The 21,875-nt window shown below is 46.7% G+C and carries 23 protein-coding genes; 22 read left to right on the top strand and 1 reads right to left on the bottom strand.

The genetic code is table 11. The annotated features are described in order from the left end of the window. The first annotated feature begins 144 nt into the window (after positions 1-144). The 22 genes from flhA to MKA69_RS00370 all read left to right on the top strand — a co-directional run bounded on the left by flhA (position 145) and on the right by MKA69_RS00370 (position 21,156). Positions 145-2,238: a flagellar biosynthesis protein FlhA gene (flhA, locus tag MKA69_RS00475; RefSeq protein WP_000673267.1), complete on the top strand. Its 2,094-nt coding sequence runs from the start codon at positions 145-147 to the stop codon at positions 2,236-2,238. 34 nt (positions 2,239-2,272) lie between these two features. Beyond that, complete coding sequence (flhF, locus tag MKA69_RS00470; protein WP_000695099.1) at positions 2,273-3,745, top strand: flagellar biosynthesis protein FlhF; 1,473 nt, start codon at positions 2,273-2,275, stop codon at positions 3,743-3,745. Between the two features lie 13 nt (positions 3,746-3,758). Then, entirely contained in the window at positions 3,759-4,646 is an 888-nt protein-coding gene (locus MKA69_RS00465) for a MinD/ParA family protein (RefSeq protein ID WP_000182546.1), read from the top strand. Further along, entirely contained in the window at positions 4,639-5,373 is a 735-nt protein-coding gene (locus tag MKA69_RS00460; RefSeq protein ID WP_001030416.1) for an RNA polymerase sigma factor FliA, read from the top strand. The genes MKA69_RS00465 and MKA69_RS00460 overlap by 8 nt, the downstream gene beginning before the upstream one ends. Before the next feature lie 45 nt (positions 5,374-5,418). Then, positions 5,419-5,787 (top strand): chemotaxis response regulator CheY, encoded by a 369-nt coding sequence (gene cheY / locus MKA69_RS00455; protein WP_055028320.1) that lies wholly within the window; start codon positions 5,419-5,421, stop codon positions 5,785-5,787. Positions 5,788-5,842: 55 nt separating this feature from the next. Then, positions 5,843-6,562: a protein phosphatase CheZ gene (locus tag MKA69_RS00450; protein WP_000624254.1), complete on the top strand. Its 720-nt coding sequence runs from the start codon at positions 5,843-5,845 to the stop codon at positions 6,560-6,562. A gap of 9 nt (positions 6,563-6,571) precedes the next feature. Then, positions 6,572-8,938, top strand: coding sequence for a chemotaxis protein CheA (locus MKA69_RS00445; protein ID WP_305847345.1), 2,367 nt, complete (start codon positions 6,572-6,574; stop codon positions 8,936-8,938). 26 nt (positions 8,939-8,964) lie between these two features. After that, positions 8,965-10,104: a chemotaxis response regulator protein-glutamate methylesterase gene (locus tag MKA69_RS00440; protein ID WP_000985852.1), complete on the top strand. Its 1,140-nt coding sequence runs from the start codon at positions 8,965-8,967 to the stop codon at positions 10,102-10,104. A gap of 9 nt (positions 10,105-10,113) precedes the next feature. Beyond that, complete coding sequence (locus MKA69_RS00435; protein ID WP_000637673.1) at positions 10,114-10,890, top strand: ParA family protein; 777 nt, start codon at positions 10,114-10,116, stop codon at positions 10,888-10,890. Continuing rightward, a complete protein-coding gene (locus MKA69_RS00430; RefSeq protein WP_305847344.1) occupies positions 10,883-11,878 on the top strand; it encodes a chemotaxis protein CheW in 996 nt (331 codons plus the stop codon). Before MKA69_RS00435 ends, MKA69_RS00430 begins: the two co-directional genes overlap by 8 nt. A 38-nt stretch (positions 11,879-11,916) precedes the next feature. After that, positions 11,917-12,411 (top strand): chemotaxis protein CheW, encoded by a 495-nt coding sequence (locus MKA69_RS00425; protein ID WP_000075894.1) that lies wholly within the window; start codon positions 11,917-11,919, stop codon positions 12,409-12,411. Next, a complete protein-coding gene (locus tag MKA69_RS00420; RefSeq protein ID WP_083802492.1) occupies positions 12,387-12,890 on the top strand; it encodes a DUF2802 domain-containing protein in 504 nt (167 codons plus the stop codon). The genes MKA69_RS00425 and MKA69_RS00420 overlap by 25 nt, the downstream gene beginning before the upstream one ends. 375 nt (positions 12,891-13,265) lie before the next feature. After that, positions 13,266-13,892: a cytochrome c biogenesis heme-transporting ATPase CcmA gene (gene ccmA / locus MKA69_RS00415; RefSeq protein ID WP_000895174.1), complete on the top strand. Its 627-nt coding sequence runs from the start codon at positions 13,266-13,268 to the stop codon at positions 13,890-13,892. Continuing rightward, a complete protein-coding gene (ccmB, locus tag MKA69_RS00410) occupies positions 13,889-14,557 on the top strand; it encodes a heme exporter protein CcmB (RefSeq protein WP_000622152.1) in 669 nt (222 codons plus the stop codon). The genes ccmA and ccmB overlap by 4 nt, the downstream gene beginning before the upstream one ends. A gap of 91 nt (positions 14,558-14,648) precedes the next feature. Beyond that, a complete protein-coding gene (locus tag MKA69_RS00405) occupies positions 14,649-15,401 on the top strand; it encodes a heme ABC transporter permease (protein WP_055028312.1) in 753 nt (250 codons plus the stop codon). After that, on the top strand, positions 15,401-15,607 hold the full coding sequence (ccmD, locus tag MKA69_RS00400) for a heme exporter protein CcmD (RefSeq protein WP_000545363.1): 207 nt from the start codon (positions 15,401-15,403) through the stop codon (positions 15,605-15,607). The genes MKA69_RS00405 and ccmD overlap by 1 nt, the downstream gene beginning before the upstream one ends. Next, on the top strand, positions 15,604-16,083 hold the full coding sequence (gene ccmE, locus MKA69_RS00395) for a cytochrome c maturation protein CcmE (RefSeq protein WP_001069623.1): 480 nt from the start codon (positions 15,604-15,606) through the stop codon (positions 16,081-16,083). Before ccmD ends, ccmE begins: the two co-directional genes overlap by 4 nt. After that, positions 16,080-18,035 carry a heme lyase CcmF/NrfE family subunit gene (locus tag MKA69_RS00390; protein ID WP_055030723.1) on the top strand — a complete coding sequence of 652 codons (1,956 nt, stop codon included), beginning with the start codon at positions 16,080-16,082 and terminating at the stop codon, positions 18,033-18,035. Before ccmE ends, MKA69_RS00390 begins: the two co-directional genes overlap by 4 nt. Continuing rightward, entirely contained in the window at positions 18,036-18,590 is a 555-nt protein-coding gene (locus MKA69_RS00385) for a DsbE family thiol:disulfide interchange protein (protein WP_001035066.1), read from the top strand. Positions 18,591-18,619: 29 nt separating this feature from the next. Next, positions 18,620-19,063: a cytochrome c-type biogenesis protein gene (locus MKA69_RS00380; protein ID WP_305848212.1), complete on the top strand. Its 444-nt coding sequence runs from the start codon at positions 18,620-18,622 to the stop codon at positions 19,061-19,063. Between the two features lie 2 nt (positions 19,064-19,065). Beyond that, positions 19,066-20,289: a c-type cytochrome biogenesis protein CcmI gene (gene ccmI / locus MKA69_RS00375; RefSeq protein WP_055028314.1), complete on the top strand. Its 1,224-nt coding sequence runs from the start codon at positions 19,066-19,068 to the stop codon at positions 20,287-20,289. A gap of 120 nt (positions 20,290-20,409) precedes the next feature. Continuing rightward, positions 20,410-21,156 carry a VacJ family lipoprotein gene (locus MKA69_RS00370; RefSeq protein WP_305847343.1) on the top strand — a complete coding sequence of 249 codons (747 nt, stop codon included), beginning with the start codon at positions 20,410-20,412 and terminating at the stop codon, positions 21,154-21,156. 21 nt (positions 21,157-21,177) lie between these two features. On the opposite strand, the gene MKA69_RS00365 is transcribed toward MKA69_RS00370, so the two are convergent. Continuing rightward, positions 21,178-21,789 (bottom strand): SDR family oxidoreductase, encoded by a 612-nt coding sequence (locus MKA69_RS00365; RefSeq protein ID WP_229600237.1) that lies wholly within the window; start codon positions 21,787-21,789, stop codon positions 21,178-21,180. Between the last annotated feature and the right edge of the window lie 86 nt (positions 21,790-21,875).

Raw genomic sequence — 21,875 nt, 5'->3', positions numbered from 1 at the left:
CTTTGTTTTTTCAATTCTCATTGGATAATTCATGTTGCCATAAAATTGACGTCTGTACTGGACTGAAAATTGCATTGGATGGTAATGCGTTTTGCTGCGCTCGACTGATGTTCCGATTAACCATTAAGTGACAACCAGAAATCTATGAAGTTTACTCTTCCATTTGCAGACAAATTGCCTTCTATCCCACAGCGCAGCATGCCAGCCATTGGGGCTCCGGTTATGGTGTTGGCGGCATTGGCGATGGTTGTCCTCCCAATGCCGGCATTTCTGCTCGACTTATTCTTCACCTTTAATATTGCATTATCGCTGGTGGTGTTATTAGTCACGGTATACACCCGCCGTCCACTGGATTTCGCGGCATTTCCCACGGTACTGCTGATTGCGACCTTACTGCGGCTAGCGCTTAACGTAGCTTCCACGCGAGTGGTTTTGTTGTATGGTCATGAAGGCCCTGGCGCTGCGGGTCATGTTATTGAAGCCTTCGGTAATGTGGTGATCGGTGGGAATTACGCGGTTGGTCTTGTGGTATTCCTCATCCTGATGATCATTAACTTCATGGTTGTGACCAAAGGTGCTGGACGTATTTCGGAAGTCAGTGCTCGCTTTACCTTGGATGCCTTGCCTGGTAAGCAAATGGCAATTGATGCAGACTTAAACGCCGGTCTTATTGATCAAGAACAAGCGCGTGTGCGCCGTTTTGAAGTCACCAAAGAGGCGGACTTCTACGGCTCGATGGATGGTGCGTCAAAATTTGTTAAAGGCGATGCGATCGCCGGTATCCTAATTCTCTTTATCAACATCATTGGTGGTCTGACGATTGGGATGATCCAATACGGTTTAGGTTTCAAAGAAGCAATTGAAATTTATACCTTATTGACCATCGGTGATGGCTTAGTGGCTCAGATCCCGTCACTGCTCTTGTCGATTGGTGCGGCAATCATGGTTACGCGTCAAAATACCGATGAGGATATGGGGCAGCAGGTTATCTTCCAACTGTTTGATAACCCGAAAGCCTTAACCATTACCGCCGGTATTCTAGGTGTGATGGGTATCGTTCCGGGAATGCCGCACTTTTCATTCCTATTTTTGGCGCTGTTGGCGGGGGGCGCTGCTTATTGGATGCATCGTAAGCAAAAGGCCAAAGCACAGAATAAAAACCTTCCTGCTAAGAGTGATGTGGAAGCGCCAACTCAACGTGAATTGTCATGGGATGATGTACAACCTGTTGATGTAATAGGGTTAGAAGTGGGTTACCGCTTGATTCCGTTGGTGGACAAAGATCAAGGTGGAGAACTCCTTGAACGGGTCAAAGGGGTGCGTAAAAAACTCTCGCAAGATTTTGGCTTTTTAATCCCACCGGTACATATTCGTGACAACCTAGAGCTTACACCAAACAGTTACCGCATCACCTTGATGGGGGTGGCGGTCGGTGAGGCGGAGATCCGCCCTGACCAAGAGTTGGCGATTAACCCAGGACAAGTATATGGAATGATTGATGGTGAGCGCACCCGTGACCCAGCTTTTGGTTTGGATGCGGTGTGGATCCGTGAAGAGCAGCGTGAACACGCACAAGCCTTGGGTTACACCGTTGTCGACTCATCCACAGTATTGGCCACCCATCTTAGCCAACTGCTCACCAACAATGCGGCGCAACTCATCGGCCATGAAGAAGTACAAAACTTGTTGGAAATGCTCTCGCGGTCAGCGCCTAAATTGGTGGAAAATTTCGTACCGGATCAGCTCTCATTGGGCGTGGTCGTCAAAGTGCTGCAAAACTTGCTGCATGAAGCGATCCCGATTCGTGATATTCGCACCATAGTACAAACCCTTTCTGAATACGCGAGTAAGAGTCAAGAACCCGACATTCTTACCGCGGCGGTACGCATCTCTCTAAAACGGCTGATTGTCCAAGAAATCAATGGGGTAGAGCCAGAATTGCCCGTGATTACCCTTATTCCTGAGCTGGAACAAATCTTGCATCAAACCATGCAGGCTTCCGGTGGTGAATCAGCAGGAATTGAGCCAGGATTGGCTGAAAGACTGCAAATGGCATTGAGCCACGCCACACAAGAGCAGGAATTGAAAGGGGAACCCGCAGTATTACTGACATCTGGTGTACTGCGTTCGACACTGGCGAAGTTTGTGAAAAACACCATTCCCAACCTTCGTGTGCTCTCCTATCAGGAGATCCCCGATGAGAAACAAATTCGAATTGTGCAGGCCGTGGGTAATTAATCGTCCGCACGTTTTTTAAAGACGGAAATCTGCTTTGAAAATAAAACGATTTTTTGCCAAAGATATGAAAACAGCGCTACTTCAGGTCAAAGAAGAACTGGGTGTAGACGCGGTGATTATGTCGAATAAAAAAGTCGCGGGTGGGGTCGAAATTGTGGCTGCTGTCGACGGAGATACCGCGCCTGCACCTGCAAAACGGTACAACTCGCAGCCGAGACATGCTTATAGCCAAGTGTCGCCTTCAGTCGCACCGACAAAAAGTCGAGAGTTGATCGATGACCGAGTGAGCCTGCAATCAAGTGCCGACAATGGTCGCTCGATGACCCAACGTTTTGCCAACATGCTAAAGCAATACAGCAATGGCACAGCGGATGAACAAGATCACCGAGCAGAAAATGAAGATTCGCTTTCAGCCCTACTCAAGCGACAATCAGAGAACCGTGCACCACAAAGAAATAACTCGGAGCGTCAACGTCCTGACTCTGCTCTAAGTAAGTTGTTGCAAGAGGATACCAACTCACGCCGCAAACCTCGGTTAGACCCGACACGCTATGACCGCAATACTCCAGACGAACCCACGGTGGCGGTGAGCGAATTAGAGTCTATGCGCGAAGAAATGACCTCGATCCGACGTTTGCTCGAACACCAAGTTTCTGGATTAATGTGGCAAGAAGTTGAGCGCCGTGAGCCTCTGCGAGCCATGTTAATCAAACGTTTAGAACGTATGGGTGTTTCATTGGAAATGGCAGACCAATTGGCTTGTTACATTCCAGAAGAAACGCCTCCCCCTAAAGCGTGGAAAGCTCTGCTTGGTCTAGTGTCAGACCAAATTCCCGTCATCAAACACGATATTCTTAAACGTGGTGGCGTTGTGGCACTGCTTGGGCCAACCGGTGTGGGAAAAACCACGACGGTAGCTAAACTCGCAGCTCGTGCGGCGATGGAGTACGGCTCAGACAACGTTGCCTTAGTGACAACAGACACCTACCGCATCGGCGCCCATGAACAATTATCGATTTATGGGCGAATTATGGGATGTCCTGTAAGAGTTGCTAAAGATTCCAACGAGTTAGCCGATGTAATCTATCAGCTACGTAATCGCCGCCTAATTTTGGTCGATACCGCAGGAATGGGACAGCGTGACGTCCGGCTGTCTGAACAACTGGATACCTTGATGCAAGAGAGCGGAGAGACCATCCATAGCTATCTCGTGTTGCCTGCCACAGCGCAACGCAAAGTATTACAAGAAACGATTGAGCATTTCAGAAGAATTCCACTTTCTGGATGCATTATGACCAAGCTCGATGAGTGCCTAAGCTTAGGTGAATTCGTGAGCGTGGTGGTACAAAATGCGTTGCCTGTGGCGTATATCGCCAATGGGCAACGAGTACCGGAAGATATCGTAATCGCGCAACCCAAATACATGGTCGCAAAGGCAAACGAATTGCTAGAGAAGTCGACTGAAGATGAACCTCATTACTGGACCAGTGATTCAGAGAGATTCTAGGCGGCGGACAGGTATGACAAATAAAATGATATATGACCAAGCAAGCGGCCTACGTCGCTTAACCCAACCCTCTGTGACCAAAGTAATTTCGGTTACTGGGGGCAAAGGTGGTGTAGGGAAATCGAATGTCACCCTAGGCATGGCTATCTGCATGGCAAAACAGGGCAAAAAAGTCATGGTGCTTGATGCCGACTTAGGTCTTGCCAATGTGGATGTGATGCTCGGCATACGCCCTAAGCGCAACCTAGGCCATGTTTTAGCCGGTGAGTGTGAGCTCAAAGATGCCATTGTTGAAGGTCCACATGGTATCCGCATCATCCCCGCAACCTCGGGTACTCAGTCGATGACCGAACTATCACATGCACAGCATGTGGGGCTGATCCGTGCATTTGGCACACTAGAAGATGAAATGGATATTTTGCTCATCGACACGGCGGCGGGGATCTCCGATATGGTGGTTAGCTTCTCCCGTGCCGCACAAGATGTAGTGGTTGTGGTATGTGATGAACCTACATCGATCACCGATGCTTATGCGCTGATCAAGCTATTAAGTAAAGAGCATCAAGTTCAACGATTTAAAATTGTTGCTAATATGGTGAGAAGTTATCGTGAAGGCCGCGAATTATTTGCTAAATTAACATTAGTGACAGAACGGTTTTTAAATGTGAGCTTAGAACTTGTCGCTTGCATCCCTCTCGACGACAATGTGCGTCAGGCGGTGAAACGACAAAAAATCGTAGTGGATGCGTATCCACGCTCGCCGGCAGCACTGGCGATTAGCTCACTGGCAAATAAAGCGTTGACTTGGCCGATACCAAGAACGCCAAGTGGACATTTAGAGTTTTTCGTTGAACGCTTACTTAATCGGTCAGAAACAGTAGGGGAACCTTTCGGTGAATAAAGCGCTTACATACGATCAATACGGAAATCTTAATAGCCAGCAGCTATTTCTTGAGAAGTACTCTGTATTGGTTAAGCGTATCGCTCATCATTTAATTGGCCGTTTACCCCCTAGCGTGCTGATCGAAGACCTCATTCAAGCCGGTATGGTTGGCTTACTTGAGGCACAAAAAAACTATGATGGAAGTAAAGGCGCGAGCTTTGAAACCTATGCCGGAATTCGGATCCGTGGAGCAATGCTCGACGATATCCGACGTGGTGACTGGGTTCCGCGATCTGTGCACAAACATAATCGGGAAATCAGTCAAGCGATAGCGGTTCTCGAAGGAGAGCTGAACCGCGATCCAACGGATGCTGAAGTGGCGAAGTTTTTAGAGATGTCGCTAGAACAGTATCACAGCGTACTGATGGACATTAACTGTTCACGTATCGTTGGGATAGAAGATCTCGGCGTTTCTGATGATGCAATTTCACCGTTTGAAGAAGGGGAAGACAACTCTCCTTTTCACGGTGTCGCTGAAGAATCTTTCCGTAAAGCACTCGTTGAATCAATAAAATCACTTCCGGAGCGTGAAGCTTTGGTACTTTCGCTCTATTATGATGAAGAGCTAAACTTAAAAGAAATTGGTGAGGTACTTGGAGTTAGTGAATCTCGCGTCAGCCAAATACTCAGCCAATCTATGCAGCGACTAAGAACAAAGTTAAGTTCTTGGACTCGGAATGACTAAATATCACTGATCTCAAACTCAGTGGAGGCAATTTTGAATAAAAACATGAAGATCCTTATTGTTGATGATTTTTCAACAATGCGCCGAATCGTTAAAAACCTACTTCGAGATCTGGGGTTCAATAATACGCAGGAAGCGGACGATGGCCTAACGGCATTGCCTATGCTCAAAAAAGGTGAGTTTGACTTTGTTGTCACAGACTGGAACATGCCTGGCATGCAAGGCATTGACCTGCTCAAAAACATCCGTGCTGACGAAGAATTGAAACACCTGCCTGTGCTTATGATTACTGCAGAAGCTAAACGTGAGCAAATCATTGAAGCCGCTCAAGCGGGTGTTAACGGTTACATCGTAAAACCATTCACCGCTGCTACGCTTAAAGAAAAACTAGAGAAAATATTTGAGCGTTTATAAGGCTTTTGCTGCGGCAAAAGGTGTTCTATTCACACGCGCAAAAGGCTGATTCAGGATGATTTCATTAGAACAGGCTAAAGAACTCGTGCAACTTTTGGAACAAGGTCAAAAGGACGAAGCTAATCGCCTTCTCACCTATGTTTTTGAGTCTGCGAGCAATCCTATGCTCCAAGAGATAGGGATGTTGACGCGGGATTTACACGAATCGCTGAAAAATTTTCACATTGATGAACGCTTCAGTGAAATTGCGACCGATGAAATTCCAGACGCACGGGAAAGACTGCATTACGTTATACAGAAAACGGAAGTTGCGGCAAACAAAACAATGGATGCAGTCGATCGGTGCATGCCGATTGCCGACAAATTACACGAAAGCCTGCTGCTGATTCGCCCTGAATGGAATAGTTTGATGAATGGTCGAATTGAGCTGATGCACTTTAAGTCACTTTGTCACCGGATCGATGACTTACTTTCTCAAGTGGAAGGTGACAGCAGTGAATTACGCGGAGAGCTGACGGAAATCTTGATGGCACAAGACTTTCAAGATTTAACCGGGCAAATCATCAAACGCGTGATTAATCTGGTTAATGAAGTCGAAAAACGATTGGTAGAAATACTGATGGTATTCGGCGCAACGCAAAAAGAACAAAAAGCAGATAAGACGACCGTGGCATTGACTGAGCCTGAGGGGCCAATTATCAACCCTCATGAGAGAATTGATGCTGTCTCATCTCAAGACGAAGTTGACGATTTGTTATCGAGTCTTGGATTTTAGGGGTAACCTATGAGCTACGAATTAGACGAAGACATCCTGCAGGACTTTCTGGTAGAAGCCGGCGAAATTTTAGAGTTGCTTTCTGAGCAGCTCGTTGAACTGGAAAATAACCCCGAAGACCGAGATTTGCTGAACGCCATATTCCGCGGCTTTCATACTGTAAAAGGTGGTGCGGGTTTCTTGGCATTATCTGAGCTAGTGGAAACTTGTCACGGTGCGGAAAACGTATTCGACATTTTACGAAATGGTCAGCGACACGTTTCCCCTAGCCTGATGGACACCATGCTTAAAGCATTGGATACCGTTAACGAACAGTTCCGTGCAGTACAAGACCGTGAACCACTTCAACCAGCAGATCAAGAACTGCTTGATGAACTACACCGCTTGAGCAAACCAGCCTCTGATGATGAGGATGAGCAAGAGCTCGTAGATCACGTAGATGAAGCTGAAGAAATCATTGAAGAAGTCGTCGAAGACATCATCGAAGAAGTGGAGCCAGAAATAGAAGAATTGGTTGAAGCTCCTGCGCCAGTCAACACTACCGTGATTGATAAAGGCTCGATTGACGATATCACTGACGATGAGTTTGAAAAGCTGTTGGATGAATTGCATGGTAAAGGCAAAGCCCCTGGTACGCATGCAGAACAGCAAGCTACGCTAGCCCCTGTAAAAGCAGCTCCTGTTGCTAGCGCCCAGATGAGTGGCGATATCACCGACGATGAATTTGAAAAGCTGCTTGATCAATTACACGGTGTTGGTAAAGGACCGTCGATTGAAAACGCAGCGCCCGCAGCCCCCGTGAAACCTGCCGCGCCCAAAGCGGCGGATGTTGCGAAACCTGCTGCTGCGAAATCAGCGCCAGGCGGTGACGATTTAATGACGGATGAAGAGTTTGAAAAGCTGTTAGATGAACTTCACGGATCGGGCAAAGGTCCATCTGTGGAAGAACTAGAAATAGCGACTCGTCCAGTAGCAACTTCTCCGGTTGCAAACGAAGCGAAAGCGGCGACAGAGAACGCTGCTCCAGCAGTAAAACCTGCCGCTAAGGCCGCAGCTCCTGCAAAACCTGTTGCTAAACCTGCTTCGGCAAAACCAGCCGTTGCCAAAGAAGCACCAGCGAAAGCGCCTGCACCTGTCGCAAAAGAGACTGACGATTCTCGTGAAGTTGCTGTTGCCGGTGGTGCGAAGAAAACACAAGCGGAATCCACCGTACGTGTTGATACCTCTACACTCGACATCATTATGAACATGGTGGGTGAGTTGGTACTGGTGCGTAACCGACTATTAAGCCTAGGCTTGAATAGTGACGATGAAGAGATGTCTAAAGCGGTTGCGAACTTAGATGTGGTTACGGCTGATTTGCAAGGCGCGGTCATGAAAACGCGTATGCAACCGATTAAAAAAGTCTTCGGCCGTTTCCCTCGCGTGGTTCGTGACTTAGCGCGTAGCTTGAATAAAGAGATCGATCTTGAGTTGCGTGGTGAAGAAACGGATTTGGATAAAAACCTCGTTGAAGCACTAGCCGATCCTTTGATCCACTTGGTGCGAAACTCGGTTGACCACGGTATTGAGATGCCTGATGAGCGCGCTAAAAATGGCAAATCTCGTACGGGTAAAGTGATCCTTTCAGCCTCTCAAGAAGGGGATCATATTGAATTGGCCATCGTAGACGATGGTGCAGGTATGAATCCTGATAAGCTGCGCTCTATCGCCGTAAAACGCGGCATGATGGATGAAGATGCCGCTTCACGTTTATCGGATAAAGAGTGCTTTAACCTGATCTTCATGCCGGGCTTCTCAAGTAAAGAGCAGATTTCGGATATCTCAGGCCGTGGCGTAGGGATGGACGTGGTGAAAACCGCCATCAATACGCTCAATGGTTCAATCGATATCGACTCAACTATGGGTAAAGGTACGAAGATCACCATCAAAGTGCCGCTGACACTCGCGATTTTACCCACCCTGATGGTCGGTGTAGCGGGGCACCCATTTGCTCTGCCTTTAGCGAGTGTGAATGAGATTTTCCATCTTGATCTGCGCCGTACCAACGTGGTTGATGGTCAGCTGACTATTATTGTGCGCGAAAAATCGATTCCGCTGTTCTACTTACAAAACTGGTTAGCACCGAAAAAGGGCAAAGTACAACTGCGCCAAGGTCATGGCCATGTGGTGATTGTACAAATTGGTAGCCAGCGTGTTGGCCTTGTGGTTGATACCCTAATTGGTCAAGAAGAAGTTGTGATTAAACCGCTTGATAAATTACTACAGGGTACTCCTGGTATGTCTGGAGCCACGATCACGAGTGATGGCCATATCGCGCTGATTTTGGATGTGCCAGATCTGCTCAAGCAGTACGCAGCTGCATCACGAATCTGATTAGCTGCACAACGATAAGGATAAACATGGCGATTAAAGTATTAGTTGTTGATGATTCAAGCTTTTTCCGTCGTCGCGTGAGTGAAATCATCAACTCCGAATCGCGCTTAGAAGTCATTGATGTTGCTGTAAATGGTAAAGAGGCGGTAGAAAAGGCTGCTCGATTAAAGCCAGATGTAATTACCATGGATATTGAAATGCCGGTTATGGACGGCATTTCAGCCGTGCGTGAAATTATGGCAAATAATCCAGTGCCGATTCTCATGTTCTCTTCGCTGACGCATGATGGTGCGAAAGCCACATTAGATGCCTTAGATGCGGGTGCGTTAGACTTCCTACCTAAGAAGTTTGAAGATATCGCCCGTAATCGCGATGAAGCGGTCACTCTGCTCCAACAGAGAGTGTTGTCGATCGCCTCTAAAAAGATTTTTTTACGTCGTCCAACGATGAGCCGTGCAACTTCTACGTTGCCTACCTCATCAAGTAGTACACCGATGACCCAAGAGCGTGCCTCTCCATCGGCATCATTCACTGGAAATCGTCCTGCGGCGGCTGTTACTGCTGGTGCTCGATTTAAAGCGACAGGTAAGAAATATCAGTTAACGGCCATTGGTACCTCTACTGGGGGGCCGGTTGCATTACAGAAAATCTTAACCAAGCTACCCGCCAATTACCCGCATCCAATTGTTTTGATTCAACATATGCCGGCGACGTTCACCGCTGCTTTTGCTAGCCGCTTAAACTCACTGTGCAAAATTGAAGTAAAAGAAGCGGAAGATGGCGATACCTTACGACCAGGGGTGGCTTACTTGGCGCCTGGCGGTAAACAAATGATGCTTGATGGACGACCGGGCGCTGCAAGACTGCGTATCATCGATGGTGGTGATCGCATGAACTATAAGCCGTGTGTGGATGTGACTTTTGGCTCTGCTGCAAAAATCTACGGCGATAAAGTATTGTCTATGATTCTAACGGGCATGGGAGCTGATGGACGTGAAGGTGCTCGAATGCTTAAAGAAGCTGGCGCCACCATCTGGGCACAAGATGAAGAGAGTTGTGTGGTGTATGGAATGCCACAGGCGGTAGCCAAAGCGGGAATCTCTACAGAAGATTTGCCGCTCGACAGAATCGCAGAGCGAATGCTGGTAGAAGTAGGGCTCGCATAAGGAACCTCAATGATCGTTTGGAGTGTCGCAAACCAAAAAGGTGGGGTAGGAAAAACCACCACAACGATTACATTGGCTGGCTTATTAAGTCAGCAGGGTAAACGTGTCCTGTTGGTTGATACGGATCCGCATGCCTCGCTGACCACCTATTTGGGCTATGATTCCGATGGTGTTCCAGCTAGCTTATTCGACCTTTTTCAATTGCGTGAATACAATGAGGCATCGGTTAGGCCTCTGATTTTAAATACCGATATTCAAGGCATCGACCTGATTCCGGCTCATATGTCACTTGCCACTCTGGATCGTGTTATGGGTAATCGTAGTGGCATGGGCTTGATTTTAAAACGCGCTTTGTTAGCACTGCGGCACGCTTATGATTATGTGCTGATTGATTGCCCTCCGATTCTAGGGGTGATGATGGTCAATGCCCTTGCCGCGAGTGATCGCATCCTTATCCCAGTTCAAACTGAATTTCTGGCGATGAAAGGCTTGGAGCGTATGGTTCGTACATTGGCGATTATGCAAAAATCGCGCAGTCGTGAGTTTAAAGTGACGATTGTCCCGACTATGTATGATAAGAGGACTCGAGCTTCGCTACAGACCTTGAACCAGTTGAAAAAAGACTATCCAGAGAAAGTGTGGACATCGGCGGTACCCATTGATACTAAATTCCGTGATGCGAGCTTACAGCGTCTGCCTGCCTCACATTTTGCAGAGGGGAGTCGCGGCGTTTTTGCCTACAAGCAGTTGTTACTGTTTTTAGAGAGGCTAGCCATCGATGAGTAGTGCGTTGATTTCCAGCGAACAAGCGCTTAACGATTACTTCACCGCGTTATTGGATGAAGAAACGGCTGATCTTGAGTTAACTCAAATCAAAGAGGAGGCAGTGTTAGAACTGGCTCCTGTGGTGCAATCTGTACCTAATAAAAGCTATTTTGAGGCGGAAGTTGAAGAGCTTGAACTGCCTAATTTAGAAGATGTTCAACGCTTACTGAGTCAACTCGAGTCGAGTAATCCGGTGGCGGATTTGGATCTTGAACAAATCTTGGAAGAAAACACGGCCAAGATTGCTCGAACGGAAGTTACAGCACCACCAGTTACCGTCGTGGATGAGATCCAAGAGTGGGATATTGAGACTGACTCGGACTATCTCGAAGCGCAAATCCTTGCTGAAGAAGAGCTTGAGCCTGCTTACTTAAACGTTGAGCCAGAGAGCGAGGTTTCCGTTGCTGAGGTGGAGCCAGAGGTAGTGGTTGACACCGTGCCGACCCCAGAAACGCAAACTGGTGGAAATAAACTGGGTACGTGGACGAACACCATTCGTGAAAAAGACTTCCAAGTGCTCTATTTTGATGTCAATGGTGTCACTTTTGCTGTGCCTTTGGATGAGCTAGGTGGTATCCATCGGATGACGACGCTCAACCATTTAATTGGGCGTCCGGCGTGGTATTTAGGTTTACAAACTAACCGTGATTCACAACTTGATGTAGTGGATACGGCGAAATGGGTAATGGCTGAGAAGCTGCATGATGATAGTTATAAGCAAGCTTATCAGTATATTGTCATGTTGGGTGAGAGTGCTTGGGGGCTCGCCAGCACTCAACTCATGGGCACAGAATTACTCAGTACAGATAAAGTGCGGTGGCGTGAACAGGTCGGTAAACGTCCTTGGCTCGCCGGCATGGTGAAAGAAAAAATGTGCGCTTTGATCCATGTTCAAGCATTGATAGCTATGCTTAATGCAGGGCTTGATGTAAAAGCACTGGAAAATTAAAACATTGGGTGTCGGAAACGACTCAGAGAGGGAAAGTTATGTCTCAGGCGAATGAAGTGAAAGTCAGAAAAGAAAAGTCGAACGATGAAGTACTTCAATGGGTGACGTTCCAATTGGAAGAAGAAACGTACGGCATTAACGTAATGCAGGTACGTGAAGTACTGCGCTACACCGAAATTGCTCCAGTTCCTGGAGCGCCTGATTATGTGTTGGGTATTATTAACCTGCGTGGCAACGTGGTGACGGTTATCGACACTCGTTCACGTTTTGGGCTAATGCAAGGTGAAATTACGGATAATACCCGTATCATCGTGATCGAGTCGGAGCGTCAAGTGATCGGCATTCTGGTGGATAGTGTTGCAGAAGTTGTTTACTTACGTTCATCAGAAATCGACTCAACACCAAGCGTGGGTACGGATGAAAGCTCGAAGTTTATCCAAGGTGTGAGCAATCGCGATGGCAAGTTGTTGATTCTGGTTGATCTGAACAAGTTCCTAACCGATGAAGAATGGGACGACATGGCTCATCTGTAATGGTTGATTTGACTTGGTTAACCCCTCCTGTTATGGCAGGAGGGTTGGTTTTTGTTGTTTTGTGCATAGTATTGGCGCTATGGCGTCTTAAGCGTGGTCAACTACGCCAAAGTGAAACCTTACGCCAACAAGTACGTAATCTCGACCGAGAGCTACAAAAATCAAATAAACAACTGCTGGAAGTACGTTCAGTCATGGTAGGGCTCGGGCAAAAAGTCAGCGAGCAGCAAGATGTGATCCGCCATTTGAATGAACGTTTACTTGAGCTAGAAAATACGGATGCCGATGCGCGTCTGTATACCCGTGCCAGTAAAATGGTTCAACTCGGGGCAGATCTCAATGAACTTATCCAAGAATGTGAGCTGCCGAAAGCTGAAGCTGAGTTGATGATGTCTTTACAAAATAAGCTGGCCGGCAAAGAAACGATTCCTCCTCTCGCCAGTCACCCTGAAGGGAAAGGTGGTAGGGTAAAGTCCTGATCTAAGATCACTTATTATTTTAAAGGAAGCTCAGGCTTCCTTTTTTATTGTTATTCCTAAACCACTATTTTGAGCAGTTGGGATGGTTTTATTATGGTTTAGTGATTCACGATAGTGGCTCATTCACGCTGCACATCATTACTTATTTAAGGCGCATTCATTTATACCTGAATCATCGTGTGAAGGAATTCATGTTGTTTTAACGTACGTATGTCGATTGGATTATGGTTGTAACCATAAAGGGGTAGTTGCGAAAGAAATAGGTGAATTTTTAATAGTTTCTTACTTAGTTTCGTGATTCGTAATAGAGTTAGCGGCTTTAGTCTCCCCGTTGCTGTGGTAATATAGCCGTCCCAACGCTCTTAGTAGACAAGCATGTTAGAAGTAAAAAATCTCACCGCCATTCGTGATGAGCGGATTTTATTTGAATCCCTCTCATTCGAAATCCATACCGGCGAACTAGTCCAGATTGAAGGTCGTAATGGAACGGGTAAAACCACTTTACTACGAATCATTGCTGGTCTTGGTGAGAGTGACTCTGGTGAAATCCTCTGGCAGAGCAACAAAATTCAAAGTGATCGTGAAAACTATCATCAAGATTTACTGTTTTTAGGCCACCAAACAGGGATTAAGCGCGAACTGACGGCCGCTGAAAATTTACGGTTTTATCAAGCTGTGCATCAACAAGCGGTGAGTGAAGTGGAGATTTTTCAAGCACTGGCGAAAGTGGGATTAGCTGGGCGAGAAGATGTGCCTGTTGGGCAACTTTCCGCAGGGCAGCAGCGCAGGGTTGCGTTGGCAAGATTATGGTTGAGCCAAAAGAAACTATGGATTTTGGACGAACCTCTAACCGCTATTGATAAGCAAGGCGTGAAAGTTCTTGAAGCCCTGTTTTTAAACCACGCAGAACAAGGAGGGATTGTCATTTTGACTACGCATCAAGATATGTTTGCCGACAATCCTAAACTCCGCAAGATTCGACTCGGTGGTCACATCTCATGATTAGTGCTTTTATTCAGTTTATTCGCCGAGAACTCTTGATTGCATTTCGTCGTCAAGCCGATGTATTTAACCCTTTGTGGTTCTTTATTATTGTCATTACCTTGTTCCCTCTGAGTGTGGGACCTGAACCCGCCTTATTGGCGCGAATTGCACCGGGTATCGTTTGGGTGGCGGCTTTGCTAGCGGCGCTGCTTTCCTTAGAGCGTTTATTTCGGGATGATTTCCAAGATGGCGCCCTTGAGCAGGCAATGCTTACTCCACTACCTTTATCCGTTGTGGTATTGGCAAAAGTCACCGCGCACTGGATTCTGACGGGTTTACCTCTGATTTTATTAAGCCCTCTGCTTGCTGTTTTGCTGTCGTTCGATAGCTCAACTTGGCTTGCGGTTGTGCTAACGCTTTTACTGGGAACGCCAACCTTAAGTTTTATTGGCGCAATTGGGGTTGCATTGACCGTGGGGTTACAAAAAGGCGGGGTATTGCTGAGTTTATTAGTTCTGCCGCTGTTTATCCCAGTCTTAATATTTGCTACCTCAGCAATTGATGCTGCAGCCCTCGGTATGCCGTATAACGGACAGCTAGCTATTTTAGCCGCTATGCTCATGGGTTCGATGACTTTAACGCCATTTGCGATAAGCGCGGCGTTACGAGTAAGTGTTCATTGATTGTTTTCGATCAAGCACGAAAATGCTGCGTTAGATAAATTATAAGTAAGTTAGTTAAAACTCAATAAATTGAAAGCAAAGTGAGATCAACATGTGGAAATGGCTTCATCCCTATGCCAAACCCGATGCAGCTTACCAATTGTGCGGTAAGTTGTTGCCTTGGTTTGCCAGTTTAGGATTCCTGTTTCTTGCGGTAGGGACGGTGCTGGGGTTAGCTTATGCACCAGCAGATTACCAGCAGGGTGACAGTTTTAGAATCATCTATATCCATGTCCCTGCGGCGATATGGTCAATGGGTATTTACATGTCGATGGCCATCGCTGCATTTATCGGCATTGTTTGGCAGATCCGTATTTCAGATATGGCCGCTTTAGCGATGGCTCCGATTGGTGCTGTGTACACGTTTATTGCGCTGATCACTGGAGCGATTTGGGGCAAGCCAATGTGGGGGGCTTGGTGGGTATGGGATGCACGCTTAACTTCTGAACTTGTGCTTCTGTTTCTCTATTTAGGTGTGATTGCGCTTTATCATGCTTTTGATGATCAAAAAACGGCGGCGAAAGCAGCAGGTATCCTAGCAATTGTTGGCGTGATTAATCTGCCAATCATTCATTTCTCGGTTGAGTGGTGGAACACTTTACACCAAGGTGCCACCATCACAAAGTTTGCGAAACCATCGATCGCGCCTGAAATGCTGTGGCCGCTTTTGGCTTGTATTTTTGGTTTTGCGTTCTTCTTCGCGGCACTAACGATGATCCGTCTGCGTAATGAGATCCTAAGTCGAGAAAGTCACCGTCCTTGGGTCTGCGAATTAGCGAACCAATCCTTGCGAGGAAACCAATGATGCATTTTGAATCTTTCAGTGATTTTTTAGCAATGGGCGGGTATGCCAGCTATGTTTGGGGAGCCTTTGGCTTAACTTATCTGTCGATGGCGGTGTTGTGGATCGTCAGCGTTCGACGCAAAAACACGTTACTCAATCAAGTGCGCAATAAATTGGAGCGCCAGGCTCGGATTGATGCTGCAAAACATATGGAGAACACACTATGAACCCAAGACGTAAAAAGCGGCTCGGTGTTGTTTTAGCGATCTTACTTGGACTGAGTGCCACAGTTGGACTGATCATCTACGCCTTAAATCAAAATATGGATTTGTTTTATACCCCAAGTGAGTTGGTGTATGGAAAAGAAGGAAAGAAACCGGAAGTGGGACAACGCCTTCGCATTGGTGGAATGGTAGTTGTTGGATCGGTAAAGCGTGATCCTAATTCTCTGAAAGTCAGTTTTGATTTACATGATGTAGGCCCTAGCGTCACGATAACCTATGACGGTATTTTGCCGGATCTATTCCGAGAAGGTCAGGGTATTGTCGCTCAAGGTGTTCTGGTTGATGCAACGAATATCGAAGCATTTGAAGTCTTGGCAAAACATGATGAGAACTACATGCCACCAGAAATTGCTGAAGCAATGCAAAAAACACATGCACCACTCCAGTACACAGAAGAACAACAAGGAAGTGCACAATGATTGCTGAAATTGGCCATTTTGCACTGATTGTTTCGTTAGGTCTGGCGATTTTATTGAGTGCACTCCCTCTGCTTGGCGCATCACGCAACAACACGCTATTAATGAATACTGCTCGCCCCTTATCATGGGGCATGTTCTTTATGCTGTTGACCTCTTTCGTGATTTTACTGTGGGCATTTTATAGCAACGATTTTACCGTTCAGTATGTGGCAAGTAACTCAAACAGCGAGCTGCCTTGGTACTATCGGTTGACGGCAGTTTGGGGAGCTCACGAAGGTTCGCTACTACTTTGGGTACTGATTCAGTCGGCTTGGACTGTCGCTGTGGCTACTTTTAGCCGCGGAATGCCACAAGAGTCTGTGGCTAGAGTATTAGCGGTAATGGGCATGATCAGCGTTGGTTTTCTTCTGTTCATCATCGTTACCTCAAACCCATTTTTACGAACGTTACCCTATTTCCCAATTGATGGTCGTGATTTAAACCCACTCCTACAAGACCCTGGCTTAATAATCCATCCACCGATGTTGTACATGGGTTATGTAGGTTTCTCAGTGGCTTTCTCGTTCGCGATTGCTTCTTTGATGACTGGTCGATTGGATACGGCATGGGCTCGTTGGTCACGTCCTTGGACGATTGGAGCTTGGCTGTTTCTCACGATGGGGATCGTATTAGGTTCTTGGTGGGCATACTATGAGCTTGGTTGGGGGGGCTGGTGGTTCTGGGACCCAGTAGAAAACGCCTCGTTCATGCCTTGGCTCGCCGGTACGGCTTTAATGCACTCATTAGCGGTTACGGAAAAGCGTGGCACTTTTAAGGCATGGACGGTTCTGCTTGCCATTTCAGCCTTCTCTCTGAGTTTGCTAGGCACATTCTTAGTTCGTTCAGGTATTTTGGTTTCTGTGCATGCGTTTGCGTCTGATCCTGCAAGGGGTATGTTTATCCTAGGTTTCTTGATCGCAGTGATCGGTGGTTCATTGCTGCTGTTTGCGATCAAAGGTGGCTCGGTACGAGTGCGTGGCAACTTTGAATTGGTCTCACGTGAAAATAGCTTACTGGCGAATAACGTGTTGCTGATGACCGCGTTAGCGGTCGTGCTGATTGGTACTCTGTTGCCATTGGTACATAAACAGATTGGTCTTGGTTCTGTCTCTATTGGTGCGCCATTCTTTAACATGTTGTTCGCATGGCTAATGATCCCATTCGCGTTTTTATTGGGCATTGGTCCATTAATTCGTTGGAAGCGTGACCAAATTTCAACCTTATTTAAACCTATGTTAGCGACAGCGGTGGCTTCATTGGTACTTGCCGCACTAATGATGTGGCTTAATGCTCCTACTTTCAGCCCGATGGCCTATCTTGGCTGGGTAATGGCATGGTGGATTGTGCTCCTGCATGGTTATGAGCTGCATACGCGTGCGACTCACCGCCACCCGTTTATGGTAGGTGTGAAAAAGCTACCACGCAGCCATTGGGCGATGATGCTCGGTCATTTAGGCTTAGCGGTGAGTATTATCGGTATTGCGATGGTGCAGAATTACAGTATTGAGCGCGATGTACGCCTTGCCCCTGGGGATCATTTCCAGCTGAATGAGTACAACTTCTACTTCCAAAATGTGCGCGACAAAGATGGCCCGAACTACGACGGTTACATTGCTGATTTTGAAATCACTAGCCAAGGTCAATATGTCAACACGTTGCATGCAGAAAAACGTTTCTATCGCACCGCTAAATCGATGATGACCGAAGCCGCGATTGATCGTGGTATTACGCGTGATTTGTATATTGCAATGGGAGAGCGTCTGGAAGATAACCGCTCGTGGGCAGTTCGCATTTATTACAAACCTTATGTGCGCTGGATTTGGGCTGGTGGTTTATTAATGGCATTGGGTGGCGTATTCGCCATCAGTGATAAGCGTTACCGCTTCAGAAAAAATGCACATCAGGAGGCCTAAGTGAATAAGAAAATTTTATTTATCCCACTGGTTGCATTTTTGCTATTGGCAGGGGTGTTTGCTACTCAGTTGGTGAGAAACTCGTCAGGAGATGATCCGACCAAACTCGAATCTGTATTGGTCGGCAAGTCGGTGCCTGAGTTTCGTTTAGAAGATTTGGCGGAACCGGGTAAGTTATACGATCAGTCCATTTTCAAAGGTGAGCCGTTATTGCTCAACGTTTGGGCTACTTGGTGTCCAACCTGTTATGCAGAACACCAATACCTGAACAAACTGGCTGGACAAGGTGTGAAAATTATTGGTCTGAATTACAAAGATCAACGAGATAAAGCAACCCAGTGGCTCAATGAGCTCGGTAACCCATACCTCATCAGCCTATTCGATGGGAACGGTATGCTAGGGCTGGATCTAGGCGTTTATGGTGCTCCGGAGACTTTCCTAATTGATGCGAATGGGGTGATCCGTTATCGCCATGTGGGTGATGTGAATTCGCGCAACTGGCAAGAAACACTCGCGCCACTCTATGCGCAGCTGCAAGCGGAGGCGAAACAATGAAAAAGTGGTGGTTCGCAGTATTCGCTGCCATGATGGTATCACTTTCGGCATTCGCCACAATTGAAGTGTATGATTTTGAAACATTAGAACAAGAACAGCAGTTTCAGGAATTAGGTGCGACCTTGCGCTGTCCGAAATGTCAAAACAACACGATCGCGGATTCAAACGCAGAATTAGCGCAAGATTTGCGTCAAAAAGTGTATGAGATGACGAAAGCAGGAAAGTCCAAGTCGGAAATCGTCGATTACATGATTGCTCGCTACGGTAATTTTGTAACCTATAATCCGCCGTTTACACTAGGCACTGCGATTCTTTGGCTTGGCCCTATTTCGGTGCTTGTGATTGGTTTTACGGTAATCGTGCTACGCAGTCGACGTAAATCGCGCAACGCGGCTAATTCAATACCGTGGAATGACGAACAAGAAGCACGTCTAGCGGCGTTATTGAAAGAAGAGCAAGAGGGAGAGAAGTAATCATGGGGATGTTTTGGATCTCAACCTTGTTGCTAGCATTGATTGCGGTAGCATTCATCATTATTCCTTTCGTTAAAAAACGTGCTAATAACGATCAAGCACTACGCGATGAATTGAATAAAGCCTTTTATAAAGATCGCCTGAAAGAGCTGGAAGAGGAAGCGGAAGAGGGGATTGTGGTTGATCAACAAGATTTGATCGCCGATCTCAAGCAAACTCTGTTAGACGACATCCCAACCCAGCAAAAGCATGAGCAAGAGAATAGCGTTTCATTATGGAAAATCGTTGTTCCATCGGTGTTACTGGTGGTCGGTTTGAGCTATGGCTTATACGCTAAGTTCGGTAGTTATCAACATGTGCAAGCGTGGCAGGAAGTGACGGCACAACTCCCTGAACTATCGAAAAAACTGATGGCACCTCAAGTAGAGCTTAGCGATGAAGAGATGAATGACTTGACTCTTGCGCTACGTACACGACTACATTACCAAGCCGATGATGTGACTGGGTGGTTGTTGTTAGGGCGAATTGGTTTAGCCAACCGTGATCTTGAAACCGCCATCGGAGCAATGAAGAAAGCCTACGCATTAGATAGTGAAGATCCTGATGTGAAATTTGGCTACGCTCAAGCATTAATGCTGTCCAACGATCCGATTGACCAACAAGACGCTAAATCAATTCTGCTGAAATTGGCCCAGCGTGGTTATGCCGATCTGCGTGTTTACTCTTTACTGGCATTTGATGCATTTGAGAGTGGCGATTTTTCTGCCGCCATTAAATATTGGAGCTTGATGCAACAAGCGATCGGCCCTCAGGATGCTCGCTATGAGATGCTCAGTCGCAGTATTGAAAGTGCGCGACAAAAAATGGGCTCACAGACCAGCGCCACGAGTGATGGAAAATCGGTTAAGGTAACGATCAGTCTCGGTGATCAGGTGAACGTCGATCCTAATGCAGTATTAATTGTGTCGGTTCATGCACCTGGTTCTCCTATGCCTACGGCTGCGGCACGTTACCCACTAGGTGAATTCCCAAGAACCGTGGTATTGGATGACAGTAACAGCATGATGCAAGGGGCAAAACTCTCTAGTCTTGAGTCTTTTATTGTGCGAGCACGTATTGATACCGACGGTAATGTGGCGACAAAAGCCGGTGATTGGCATGGTGAAAGCCAAATAATGAAAGCGGGTGATGCTGTTGCCGTTGTACTTGATAAGCAGTACGAATAAAATCACAAGCGGAAAAATAATAAATGATGCCCAAATAGTCCAAAGTCGCGGCTGGTACGACTTTGAATGGGAAGAAAATATAAGGCCGATGTAAGTCGGCCTTTGCACATGGAATAACGTATGGTTGGTCGCTTATCTTGGATTGTTTTATTCACCGCGTTTTTGCTCGGATGCAGTAGCACCCCCGATGACGCATCCTCTCACTCTCAGGTTAACGATCCGCTTGAAAGTTTTAACCGACAAATGTGGACGATTAACTACGACTACTTAGATCCTTACGTGGTTCGCCCTGTCTCCTTGTTCTATGTCGGTTATGTGCCTAAGCCTGTGCGCAGTGGGGTAGCGAATTTCCTTTCTAACTTAGATGAACCAGCCAGTATGGTGAATAACTTACTGATGGGTAATGGTTCTAAAGCCGTTGTTCATTTCAACCGTTTTTGGATCAACACCAGTTTTGGTTTACTTGGCTTAATCGATATTGCTTCTGAAGCTGGCATTAAAAAGTACGATGAAAAAGAGTTTAGTGATGCAGTCGGACACTATGGTGTAGGTAATGGACCTTACCTAATGATTCCAGGATACGGGCCTTATACCGTGCGCCAAGTATCGGATGTGGTTGACGGCATGTATTTCCCTCTCGCTTATCTCAATATTTGGGCTGGATTAGGCAAATGGGCTCTAGAAGGCATGGAAACACGTGCTGCCCTAGTTTCGCAAGAAGCTTTACTGCATAACTCACCCGACCCGTATAGTTTGACTCGTGATGCTTTCATCCAACGAAGAAATTTCGAAGCGGAAATTCGAGTGGATGATTACAATGCCGAAGAAGAGAACTATCTTGATGAGTATCTAAACGAAGGATTATGAGACACCGCGGCTTAGCGGAGGCTAAGCCGACATTACCCTTCCACTAAAATATTCATTAGCCACGATATATTCAGTGTTGCGAATCAGTTCTTCACGGATTTCAGACCAGTGCACTGCCTCATCATTTGCACTCTCGACTTGAGGTACCACGCCTCCGACCCGAATGTTAAACGGGGTTAGCTCTTTAGCCCAACTTTGAGTAAATCCTGAGACCATTGAGTTTGCACTTTCTATACCTGATCGATCTTGCGGTGCGTTGTAGCACACCACATTGACGATCACTCCTTTAGTCTGGCGTTGACGCATTCTGACCGAGCAAGCGTGACTGAAATTAAACAACGAAGAGGCAATTGCGCCCAATTGCTGAATAAATTGTTCACTGGGTTTTTCGTCAACCAGTGACGGTAAGGGGGCGGAAGGTAAGTTGTTGATCAACACATCGGGCGCTCGCTGAAATTTTTGTTCAACCATATCCAGAAGGTGTTCAATGCTGTCGGGCGAAAAATCATTGAGATGAAAATACGCGACTTGATTTGAGATGGCATGACAGCGCCAATACGTGTCCACCAATCCTTGTTGGTCACGATCACAAAGGATCACTTTGGCTCCAAGTTTGACAAAGTGAGTGGCCAGTGTACTTCCGAGAGCTGAGCTTGCCGAAGTTATTAATATTACTGCACTTTTTATATCCATGAGTGCTACCTCATCTTGTTCTTAGC

The sequence above is a fragment of the Vibrio sp. AH4 genome (assembly GCF_030710545.1).
Classification (GTDB): Bacteria; Pseudomonadota; Gammaproteobacteria; order Enterobacterales; family Vibrionaceae; genus Vibrio; species Vibrio metoecus.
The sequence above is the reverse complement of the archived record's forward strand: the minus strand, read 5'-3'. Positions and strand labels throughout refer to the sequence as shown.